Annotated in this window: 10 protein-coding genes; 1 reads left to right on the top strand and 9 read right to left on the bottom strand. The window is 32.2% G+C overall.

The genetic code is table 11. The features are described from left to right. Positions 1 to 16 precede the first annotated feature (16 nt). A complete protein-coding gene (locus ACQY6M_RS04810; RefSeq protein WP_428743618.1) occupies positions 17 to 802 on the top strand; it encodes an amidohydrolase in 786 nt (261 codons plus the stop codon). A gap of 31 nt (positions 803 to 833) precedes the next feature. Here ACQY6M_RS04810 and ACQY6M_RS04805 read toward each other — a convergent pair whose 3' ends face one another. From ACQY6M_RS04805 to hppD, 9 genes are all read right to left on the bottom strand, one after another. Then, complete coding sequence (locus tag ACQY6M_RS04805; RefSeq protein ID WP_428743617.1) at positions 834 to 1,814, bottom strand: acyl-ACP desaturase; 981 nt, start codon at positions 1,812 to 1,814, stop codon at positions 834 to 836. Between the two features lie 39 nt (positions 1,815 to 1,853). Continuing rightward, entirely contained in the window at positions 1,854 to 2,582 is a 729-nt protein-coding gene (locus tag ACQY6M_RS04800; protein WP_428743616.1) for a lysophospholipid acyltransferase family protein, read from the bottom strand. Between the two features lie 63 nt (positions 2,583 to 2,645). Next, entirely contained in the window at positions 2,646 to 3,068 is a 423-nt protein-coding gene (locus ACQY6M_RS04795; protein ID WP_428743685.1) for a hypothetical protein, read from the bottom strand. A 99-nt stretch (positions 3,069 to 3,167) separates the two neighbouring features. Beyond that, positions 3,168 to 5,765, bottom strand: coding sequence for a TonB-dependent receptor (locus tag ACQY6M_RS04790; protein WP_428743615.1), 2,598 nt, complete (start codon positions 5,763 to 5,765; stop codon positions 3,168 to 3,170). Between the two features lie 202 nt (positions 5,766 to 5,967). Further along, on the bottom strand, positions 5,968 to 7,554 hold the full coding sequence (gene pgi, locus ACQY6M_RS04785) for a glucose-6-phosphate isomerase (protein WP_428743614.1): 1,587 nt from the start codon (positions 7,552 to 7,554) through the stop codon (positions 5,968 to 5,970). Between the two features lie 2 nt (positions 7,555 to 7,556). After that, a complete protein-coding gene (locus ACQY6M_RS04780) occupies positions 7,557 to 8,834 on the bottom strand; it encodes a peptidoglycan DD-metalloendopeptidase family protein (RefSeq protein ID WP_428743613.1) in 1,278 nt (425 codons plus the stop codon). Positions 8,835 to 8,929: 95 nt separating this feature from the next. Further along, entirely contained in the window at positions 8,930 to 9,706 is a 777-nt protein-coding gene (locus ACQY6M_RS04775) for a DUF3108 domain-containing protein (protein ID WP_428743612.1), read from the bottom strand. A 101-nt stretch (positions 9,707 to 9,807) separates the two neighbouring features. Continuing rightward, the gene (locus ACQY6M_RS04770) at positions 9,808 to 10,725 is read right to left on the bottom strand and encodes a tryptophan 2,3-dioxygenase family protein (protein ID WP_428743611.1); all 918 of its coding nucleotides are present in this window, start codon (positions 10,723 to 10,725) and stop codon (positions 9,808 to 9,810) included. A gap of 180 nt (positions 10,726 to 10,905) precedes the next feature. Continuing rightward, on the bottom strand, positions 10,906 to 12,066 hold the full coding sequence (hppD, locus tag ACQY6M_RS04765; RefSeq protein WP_428743610.1) for a 4-hydroxyphenylpyruvate dioxygenase: 1,161 nt from the start codon (positions 12,064 to 12,066) through the stop codon (positions 10,906 to 10,908). Positions 12,067 to 12,078 lie beyond the last annotated feature (12 nt).

The following is a 12,078-nucleotide window of genomic DNA, read 5'->3' as shown; positions in this document are numbered from 1 at the left end:
CAGACAATATATGATTATGAACACAGCAAATACTTTAAAAGTAACTTTGATTCAATCGGATTTGGTTTGGGAAAATCCAGCAGAAAACAGAAAACGATTTGAAGAAAAAATCAAAGGTTTGTCAGATGAAATTGATTTAGTCGTTTTACCTGAGATGTTTACTACAGGATTTACCATGAATGCTTCAATTGTTGCTGAAACTATGGATGGCGAAACTGTTCAATGGCTAAAAAATTTAGCTCGAAAAAAGGCTATTGCAATTACTGGAAGTATCGTTATTCGTGAAAATGATCGTTTTTACAATCGTTTATTATTTGTGCATCCTTCAGGAAAAATAAACTCATATAACAAAAAACACACCTTTACGCTGGCAGGTGAACATGAAGTGTTTTCTGCAGGAACTGAAAGAATTATAATTGACTATAAAGGATGGAAAATTTGTCCGTTAATATGTTATGATTTACGTTTTCCTGTATGGGCTAGAAATACCGATAATTATGATTTATTGCTGTATGTAGCCAGTTGGCCTCAACCTCGTATTGAAGCTTGGGATACTTTATTAAAAGCGCGCGCTATTGAAAATATGACCTATACAATAGGTGTGAATAGAGTAGGTGTTGATGCCAACAACTATGAGTATACAGGAAATACGGTTTGCTATGATACTTTAGGAAACTGTTTAGTTAAAAACAACCAAGGAACTGAGGAAATATTGATTATTGAATTAGATAAACATCAACTAATAGAAACGCGTAACCGTTTTCGTTTTTTGGACGACCAAGACAAATTTATATTCCAATAAAAAAGCAACCTAATAGGTTGCTTTTTTATTCTTATGCTGGAATCATCCATTTAAAATTGAACTTTGTATCGGGCACTACGATACGTTCAGTGATTCGATACATTCTGTCTGGTAATTTCATTAAGAAATCACGTGCTTTTTCTGCTTCTGGGGTTAAATTAGTAATCTTATCAATTTCCCAAGTCGTATTTAACTTTTTCAAGATATCTACATAATCAAAACCAGTGTACACACCTATTCTTTGTGCTACTGCAGAGAAGTCATCAAATAAACTTCCTTTAGCACCGAAAGATTCTCTTAAATGCATAGCAGGCATTACAATCTTGTGCTTCATCATGTGTTGAAATGCCAACATCATTTCACTTGGATCTATCTTAAAAATTTCTTTAACAAACTCCGTGTAGGCCATGTGATGACGCATTTCATCTCCAGCAATGATTTTAGACATTTTTGCCAAAGCTTTGTGTCCTTGTTTTTTAGCTATTTTGGCTACATTATTGTGTGAAATGTACGTTGCTAACTCTTGAAAACTTGTATATACGAAGTTTTTGTACGGATCGGTAGCGGTACCAATATCAAATCCGTCAGCAATTAAATGCTGTGTAGACATTTCTACCTCACGCATATTTACTCTTCCTGAAAGATATAAATACTTGTTTAACACATCTCCATGACGGTTTTCTTCAGCGGTCCAAGCACGAACCCATTTTGCCCAACCATTATCCGGTTGTTGTGTTACTCCGTCTAGGTCTAACAACCAAGATTCATAAGTTGGTAATGCTTCTTCAGTAATAGTATCTCCTACCAAAACCACCCAAAAGTCATCATCAAGCTCTTTTGATAGCTCTTGAATTTCTTTTACTTCATCAATAAAAGAATCTTGTTGTGAGTTTGGTAAAAAATCGGTCGGTTGCCAAATTTTTTCGATTGGCATTAAGAATTTGTCTACAAAACTGTCAATGTTTTTTTCCAGCGTTTGCATTACTTCCTTTCGAATGTTTTGTAATGACATAATTAAATTTAAGGGTTTATATTTATTGTTATTTGTTTTTTAGTGTATTCCAGACTTAACTGTTGTTTCCACTTTGGTTACTAACTCATCAAACGGTAAACTATCAACTTTTATAGGTTCGTGAGTTACAATTTTTATCGGACTGCCAATTCCTAATGGGAATTTCCCGTATTTAAATACTTTCCACGAGTTATTTATTGATAACGGAACGATATAAGCCTGTGGATTGTATTTAGCTATCATTTTAAGCCCGTTTACAGAGAATGCCTTTGGTTTTCCTGTTCTACTTCTTGTTCCTTCCGGAAAAATCGCTGCAGACCATTTATTTTCATTAATTCGTTTGGCGAACTTACCTAATTCAGATAAGGCTTGCTTAGGATCTTTCCTGTCAATTAAAGCAGCTCCTCCATATTTTAAATTGAAAGAGATACTTGGAATTCCTTTTCCTAATTCTTTTTTAGATACAAACTTTGGGTAGTGCCTCCTAAGATACCAAATAATTGGCGGAATATCAAATGTACTTTGATGATTTGCTACAAAAATTAATGTAGTATTTTCTGGTAACTCTTGTTTATTTTCAAATTGAACGCGAATTCCTAATATTAACAGTGATTTTATTAGAAACCAATTCATGATGTTTACTACTTTTTGATGCCCTTCTTGACCAAAAAGTTTTAACCCCACCCACTGTATTGGATGGAAAATTAACAGTAAAGAAAAAAATACCAATCCAAAGATTGATGAGAGTATATAGCTTAAAAATTTCATTATTAACTTTTTACTAAAGCGCAAAAATAGAAAATCCCGCGAAAGCGGGACTATAAATTTGTCTTAAAACCAATTATTCCAAGGAATTCTTGCTAATATTAACACTAAAGCCAATCCATAAAAGATGGCAAAGGTTTTAAATTTAGCTTCGCTTTTAACTTGTTTTTTATGTTTAGACCATCCTATAGTGATTAATGTAATAGCAATAATCATTGTTAAAGGGTGTTCAATAGCTAATAATCGTGTCATTGGTTCACTCATTACTTCTCCTCCATTTGCTTTTAAAGCCTTATACCAAGGTGACATAAAATACCATCCTAAACCAATTAATAATTGAATATGTGCTGTGATTAGCGTAAATAAGCCTAAACGGAACTCTTTGTGGGTAAATTCTTTTTTCTGTACTAATCCTATAATAGCATTTACAACCGTAAATATTAAAACTGCTAATACAACGTATGCCCAATAAGAGTGTAATGTTTTCATCATGATTTTTAAGTTTTGTCTGTGTAAAAATACTGAATTTTCTGCATAAAAAAACCACCTCTAGTGAGGTGGTTTTTGAATATTTTTAATTCTAAATAATTAGAAGTTGTATCTTACAGAGAAATTCCATGTAGTACCCATACCAAAGTAACCAGAGTTACGAGTATCAATACCTTTATAGGTATTTGTTGTACCTGCACCTACCTGATAAGAACTTCTTAATTCTGAAATATATTCAGTATCTAAAACATTATTAACATTCGCTCTAAAGTTTAAAGATTTAGAACCTTCACCTAATCTTAATTTATAAGATACACCCGCATCTAATAAACCATAAGAAGGTAATTTTAAATCTTCATTTGTAGCACCATTATTAGAATACAATTCATCATAGAATCTGTAATCAGAATCAATGCTAAGATCATCAGTTATAGAATAATCAAACCCAAGACCAGCTGTAAACTGAGCTGCATCTCCTACATGGCGACCATCTACTTCTACAGTTGTAGATGGAGCTGTAACATTTCTATCTTCATCTAAAGTTCTTGTAACTACCTCCCCTGTATAAATCCAATCTCCTACTGAAAGGAAACCTTTAACATTTAACTGTGCTAATGGTTTAGCTACAAAATCAAATTCAACTCCTTTATGATATTGACTTTGACCTGTAGTTTCAGTAATAGTAACAACATTATTTACAACATCAGTAGTTGCATCAACTCTGTTCTTCCATACAGTATTGTATAAGTTAACATTTGCACTGAAAAATTCTGATTTAAAGTTATATCCAAATTCTAAACCATAAATATCTTCATTTTGAGAACTTGGGTTAATAGAGTTATCAAAATTGTTAAAAATATTATCATGGTAAGGTTGACGAGAATAATAACCTGTATTGAAATAGAATGATCCCTTTTCAGAAGTTTTAAAACCAAGTCCCATTTTTAAATTGTAACCTAAGTTATCAACTTTTTTTGAATCTTCATACTCTGGTAAATAATCATATCTATCAAATCTTTGGTGTTGTTGATTAGAAATAGCTCCTTGGAAGAACGCAGACATGTTATCATTTGAATACTCAAGTTGAGTAAATACTCCACCATAAGTAATTCTTTCGCTACTATCATAATCAATTCTTTGATCTTCTCCAGCTGAATTAAACATTGTTGACCAAGGATTAGTACCAAAGCTTTCAGTAGCTGTAACCGATACAGTAGGACCAACTTCATTATGAGTCCCATCTTTTAAATCTCTATCTTCTGTCCAAGAATCTAAACCATGGAAATTTGCTACTTGTCTAAAGTGAGTTCCATAGTATGTTCTAACATCTGCTCCAATATTAAAAGTTAAATTTTCGTTGATATCATGTTCAAAGTTAGAAACTAAACCAAACCACTCATGGTTATTCATTGAAGCTCTAGTAATATATGTACCATTACCAAACATACCTACTCCACCAGCAGCTGCATTATTTGCATAAATTGCATCATAATCTATAAGTCCATCAGCTGTTCTTACTCTAGACCCTCTGTTTCCAGTTCCTCCTCCTCGACCAAACGAAGCGTATAAAACAGTAGATAATCTTGACACTTCAGAAATATCATAATCCCAGTTAAGGTTTAATACTGGTTTATGATAGAAGTTTCTTCTTTCTGACATGTACTCTCCTTTATAAGTACCCCAATTATCGTTATACTTAGTACCTTTGTCTAAGTATGTTTGGATACTTTTTGTGAAATTTTGATCATGCCATTGAGGAGCTCCTGTAAGTAAAAAGTTGAAATTATGTTTCTCATTTGGCTTGTAACCAAAAGAAATAAAATAAGTTTGACCTTGTCCCTTTGTACCATCAAAATATCCGTCTCCTTGCCAATGAGAAAGCATAACACTCGCTCCCCATCCACTTTGACTCAAACCTGTATTATATACAGCAGATACCTTATAGTAGTTGTCATTTGCGGTACCAGCATAAAAATACCCTCCTTCTTTCTTGTCTGTTGTCTTAGTTACAAAGTTCATAGTACCTCCAACAGAAGAAATAGCTAATTTTGAAGCTCCTAACCCTCTTTGAATCTGTACTGCACTAGCAATATCGTTAACTCCTGACCAGTTAGACCAGTACATTTTTCCATCTTCCATACCATTAATTGGCTGTCCGTTTAATAAGAAAGCTGTATTCGTTTGATCAAATCCACGTACAGAAATTCTAGAGTCTCCAAAACCACCTGATTGTCCTGCAACATAAACAGATGGAGTATTTACTAAAGCCATAGTAACATCTTGTGTTCCTATTTTTTTCTGAATCTCAGCTGCTTTAATTGTAGAAACCGCTACTGGTGTTTTTCTTCCTCCAGCTAAATCAATTACCCCTTTACCTATGATTACAATTTCATCTAAAGTGTTAGAAGGCTCTAAAGCTATTGTTCCTAAGTCTGCTGCTCCTGAGTAAGATACTTCTTTTTTGTTGTACCCTACAAAAGACACTACTACTACTCCTGATTCTGCGCTAGCGCTTAACATAAATTTACCATCAAAATCAGTAGCAGTTCCGTTAGTAGTCCCTTTTACTACAACGTTAGCTCCTGGTAATGGTTCCCCCATTTCGTCAACTACTTTACCAGTAATTTTTGTTTGTCCTAAGACCGTAGCCGTTACAAAGAACAAAGCTACAAGTAATACATTTTTAAATGTTTTCATTTTTTAATCTAATTGTTATTAAATGCAAGTGCAAATATCCTGCTTTTACATATTGTCAGTATTAACTTAATGTTAAGTTTTAACAAGAAATTAAGACATTACAAAGTAAGAAAAAAAATGTTTTTCACTGACTTTCAGTTAATTACATTTCAATAAGCTTATTAACAAAAAATCACTATATCTTAAAAAAATCTAAAAAGGTTTAGTTTTTAAAATATTTATCAGAAGCAAACGTTTTTTGAGCCAATTCTTTTCCAAGCTCTACACCAAACTGGTCAAAAGAATAAATATTCCAGATTACACCTTGAGTAAAAATTTTATGTTCATATATAGCTATGAGCATCCCTAAAGAAAATGGAGTTAATTTATCAAATAAAATTGAGTTGCTTGGATGGTTACCTTTAAATACTTTATAAGGTAAAAGTTCATGAATCTTATTTGAGTGGTTATTTATTTTTAAATCTAAGTGTGCATCTTCTTTTGTCTTACCAAAAGCCAAAGCATCTCGTTGGGCAAAATAATTTGCCATTAGTTTCTCATGATGATCCTCTAAATTATATAAAGATTCTTTAAATCCAATAAAATCAACAGGTATTAATTTAGTTCCATGGTGTAGTAACTGCATAAAAGCATGTTGAGAATTCACTCCTGTTCCTCCCCAAACAATAGTCCCTGTTTGGTAATCTATCTCATCACCATTTCTATCAACATTTTTCCCATTACTTTCCATTGCCGCTTGTTGTAAATACATTGGAAATTTTTCCAAATATTCACTATAAGGTAAGATCATTTCTGTTTCAGCTTCAAAAAAATTATTATACCAAATACTTATCAAAGCCAGCATTACAGGTATATTTTTATCAAAACTTGCAGATCTAAAATGCTTATCTATTTTTTCTGCTCCTCTTAATAATTCTTTGAAATTCTCAAAACCTATAGCTAAACAGATAGACAAACCTACTGTTGACCATAGTGAAAATCGTCCCCCAACCCAATCCCACATTGGGAACACATTTTTTTTGTCTATTCCAAAATTATCTACTGCTTTCAAATTACAAGACACGGCAATAAAATGTTTAGAAACATCAAAAACTGTAGCTGATTTTAAAAACCAATCTCGTATTGTGTTAGCATTATTTATTGTTTCTTGAGTAGTAAAACTCTTAGAAACTACTATAAATAAGGTGGTTTCTGGGTTAACTTTTTTTAACACCTCAGACACATGATCTCCATCAATATTAGAAACAAAGTGTATGTTTAATCTATTTTTATAAAACCTAAGACTCTCAACTACCATCTTTGGTCCTAAATCAGAACCTCCTATTCCTATATTAACTATATCAGTAATTGGTTTACCTGTATACCCTTTCCATTTTCCTGAAATTACTTTACCACTAAAAGCTTTCATTTTTCGAAAAGCAGATTGAATTTTAGGCTTAATATCTTTTCCGTCTACAACAATAGAAGAATCAGAACTACTTCTCAAGGCTGTATGCAACACTGCTCTGTTTTCAGTTTCATTAATTTTATCTCCTGAAAAATATTTTTCAATTGCATCTTTTAATTCAACTTCCTCAGCTAAGGATATTAACAGATCAATCGTTTCCTTTGTAATTCGATTTTTAGAATAATCAACAGACAATTCATCTAAACAAACAGAGAATTCACGTTCTCTATTCTTATTTTCAAGAAATAAGTTTTTTAACTCAACGCTTTTTACTTCGTTAAAATGTTCTGTTAATTTTTCCCAAGCAGCAGTTTGAGTTGGATTTATATTTGATAATGGCATAGTTAATTTGTAGCTAAAATTTCTTTTTCTTTAAACGAAAGTGGTTCAGGTTTTGGCAATTTTATGCTATCTAACTGCTGTTTAAATGGTTTTATATATTCTAAATATGTAGGTTTAATTTTAGGATCCAAAGGTTCTGCTGAAGGTAATTTTTCACGAAAAGGATCAACCTGTCTTCCATATTTCCAAAAACGGTAACAAACATGAGGACCGCTAGTATTTCCTGTCATACCTACCCAACCGATAACATCTCCTTGCTTTACATAGTCACCCACCCTAACATTCCGTCTTTTCATATGCAAATATTGAGTTGTATATGTACTATTATGTTTTACTTTTACGTAATTACCATTACCTCCTCTTCTTGCTGACTCAACAACAGTACCACTTGCAGTTGTCATAATCGGTGTTCCATAAGGTGCTGCAAAATCAGTTCCTTTATGCGCTTTTACCCTACCATATAAAGCTATCTTTCTTCTTAAATTATACCTTGAAGAGATTCTATACTGGAACTTTATGGGTGATTTTAAAAATGCTCTACGTAGCATATTTCCATCTTGGTCATAGTATTCAGGTATTTTTTTTATCGAATCTGCAACAAACTTATAAGCATATAAATCTTCACCTCCATGTGTAAAAATAGCTGCTTTTACTTCTCCATACCCTACAAACGTAGTGTCATTTATATATTTCTCCTCATAGATTAACTTAAAAGTATCTCCCTTTTGTAAACGATAGAAATCTAAAGTCCAAGCATAAATATCTGCAACAGTATTTGTAAGTGTTGGTCTAAGTTTTAAACTATCCATTGTAACTGATAAATTCGAGTAAATTTTGCCTGCAATTTCTTTTTCTACAACTTTTATTTTTTCTCTATGTTTATATGCTGATATTATTGAATCTTTAAAGTCAATAATTGTAGCTTCTACTTTATTATGTTTATAAATAAAAACCTGCGCCTGTTCTAACGAATCTTTAGATGCTAATATTGTATATGCTCTACCAGTTCTAACTCTTCTAACATCAAAAGTGTCCTTTATTTTAGTAGCTATTTCATTAATTTTAGGATACATCACATGATATCTATCCATAATAATCCCAAAACTCTCTCCATTTTTAATTGTATCATTAATAACCGTATAATTATCTAAATTAAAACCATAAGCTATAACAGGCTTTGGTTTTTCTATTTTAACTGGTTCAGATACAACTACTTTTTTTTCCTCTTTACAAGAAAAAATAAGACACAAAATAATAAATGGAAGGATGAATTTTTTCAAAAAAAAGCTGCTTTAAATTTGAGTTTATGCGCAAAAGTACAAATAAATACTATTTTTCCTTACACTTTAACAATTCATAAACAGCTTTTATATTTTTAGTCAACTATTATTTCAAAAGGGTTCGCTAGCCCTTTGTATGCATCTAACTCTGCACGCAATGATCCTACTGCTAATGATGCTTTCATTTTTACGGGTATTTTGTTATCATCGGCCGAAATCCATATGGTTACACTTTCTTGCGCTTTAAACACTCTACCTGCCTGAACTAATGGTCTAAATTTTAGCGTTTTGACTTTACCAAATTTAGTTTTTAATGTTTCATAGCCTAAAAATTTTAGTTTAAATGGATAACTCTTATTATCGAAAAACATATCCAATTTAATTTCTTCTCCTTTTTTAAGGTTTTTAATATTTTGACTTCTTAAAAAATAGAACGTAGAAATCATATCTTGAGGTGAATTCACAGAAATAAGCGTGTCTTTTTTCTTGCGAAAATCCTGAACATATGCTGTGTTCTTATCATGATTAAAAGTTACATGGCGATTTTTTTTATGTCCTCCTTCATCTATTTTTCTTTTGAATAAATAAGGTTCAACTTTATCTATACCAAAATAACTTTCGTATCGATCATCAACTTTAAAAAACCAACTGATTACTCCTGTTGTTTTACCTTTTCCTACAGCATGCAATACTTTTTTATCATCTAGCTTTTTTTCTTTAAGCTCCAAAACTGCTGTTCCTGCTTTTAAAAAACCGCTATAACTCATATCAAACCTTAGCCATTCACCACTTTTATAAGCTGTTTTACAGCATTGTGAAAAAATGCTTTGCGCTGCTACTAAGAATATAAAAAATACTATTTTTTTTCTCATAATGTTCAAACTTATGAAAATTGATAGACAATTACCATTCCAAAAATTAAAAAAGCTGTTTAACAGAACATTAAACAGCTTTTATTTTATTGTTATTGTGACTAAAAAGTTCCCCAATTTTTTAATTCTTCTTCACTCCATAGGTATGGGAAGAAAATTCTTCTTTGATACTTTGGATGCAAATATTTACGCCAATTACTACCTCCAGTTGCTTCCAAATCTCCATCACCTCCACCTAGGTATTTTCCTGCTGCATTATAATGAGCCATAACCCATTTTACATTCACTGTATAATCATAATGACGCATTGCTTTAATTAGTTCTTCATCTTCCTGTACTTCTTTAGGCAATTGTTTAAATTTTCTAGAAAGGTTACAATCATTATAATCTTCCATAAAATCTATAAAATCACCCATATATTTTTTTTCGAACAAGGTTAACAAAGTAGTTTTTTGACCTGTTGTATAATTTTTTCCTGCTGCTTGCCAATATAAATGATCATAAGCATTTTTAAATGATGAATTTCTATCAATCGTATCCCTATATCGAGCATCTATCAAATTGATCAAATCGGTAGAAGCAAACTCAATCTTACGATACTGGGCACTTTGAAATCCACTAGCAGGAGTTAAGGTATTACGAAATTTTAAGTATTGCTCTACATCCATTCCTTCACCCATTACCGTAAACGAACTACACAACATATCAAAATAACGACTGATGCGCATTAGGTGCTTTGAGAACTTTTCAGCGGTAATTTCAGAGGATTTAGCTACCTGATCAATTTCCCACAATACCATTTTAAACAACAATTCGTTTACTTGATGATACATGATAAACACCATTTCATCAGGTAATGTAGTTCTAGGGATTTGTAACCCTAAAAGTGCATCGGTTTGTATATAATCCCAATAAGTTATAGGTTCGCTCCAAAGTAATCCTTCTAACATTGCTTCAACAGGAACTCCTAACTTATCGTATTTTTCTTCAATTGCTTTTAATATTTCTTCTTTCTTCATTTTTATATATTCTTTTGTAATTAATTTAAAACTTACTATTCATGCAAGTAAGTTTTATGAGAAAGGAGATTTTATTAGTAAATATCGATCCATCATTTAAAAACAAAAAACCAAGAAACAAGACATTAAATCGGTCTTGAATCAAGGTTTTTAATTTGCTTTATCTTATAATTTGTGATTTTATAACGTTCCTCTTAATTGTTGCTCTCTTTCAATTGACTCGAACAACGCTTTAAAGTTTCCTGCTCCAAATCCGCGAGCTCCCATACGTTGAATAATTTCAAAGAATAGCGTTGGTCTATCTTCAACAGGTTTTGTAAAGATTTGTAATAAATACCCTTCTTCATCTGCATCAACCAAAATAGACAACTCTTGTAATTTTGAAATATCTTCTTTCATTATTTCCATATGCTCGCCTAAACGCTCTGGAATCATATCATAATATGATTGAGGTGGAGGTGGTAAGAACTCTACTCCGTTCGCTTTTAATTGAGAGACTGTTTTAATGATATCATCAGTAGCCACAGCAATATGCTGCACCCCTTCTCCTTCATAAAAATCTAAGTACTCTTCAATTTGTGAACGTTTAGCTGCTTTAGCTGGTTCATTAATTGGGAATTTTATACGACCATTTCCGTTACTCATAACTTTACTCATTAATGCTGAATATTCAGTATGAATTTGTTTATCATCAAAAGATAAAAAGTTTACAAATCCCATCACGTCTTCATACCATTTTACCCATTTATCCATTTGTCCCCAACCAACATTACCAACCATATGGTCTATATATTTCAGTCCTGCTGATGGTGGGGTATAATCTGATTTCCACTCTTGAAAACCTGGTAAAAACACTCCTTCATAATTCTTACGCTCTACAAACATATGAACTGTTTCTCCGTAGGTATAAATACCAGCACGAACAATTTCTCCATGTTCATCTGTTTCAACGGTTGGCTCCATGTATGATTTTGCTCCTCTCTTAGTGGTTTCTTCCCATGCGGAACGAGCATCTTCAACCCAAAGAGCTACTACTTTCACACCATCACCATGTTTTACAATATGGTCATTAATTGGTGATTCACTGTTTAAAGGTGTTGTTAATACTAAGCGTATTTTATCTTGCTTTAACACATAACTAACCTCATCTCTTGATCCTGTTTCTAATCCTTTGTACGCGTATGATTGGAACCCAAATGCTGTTTTATAAAAATGTGCAGCTTGTTTTGCATTACCTACATAAAACTCTACATAGTCTGTTCCTAAAAGTGGTAAGAAGTCCTGTGTTCCTTCAAATATTTTTTCTAAACCGTAGTTTACTGATTTTATCTCTTTACTCATGATGTTGTTTGT

Source organism: Tenacibaculum sp. (assembly GCF_050290165.1).
Lineage (GTDB): Bacteria > Bacteroidota > Bacteroidia > Flavobacteriales > Flavobacteriaceae > Polaribacter.
This window is presented reverse-complemented; position numbering and strand designations above follow the sequence as displayed.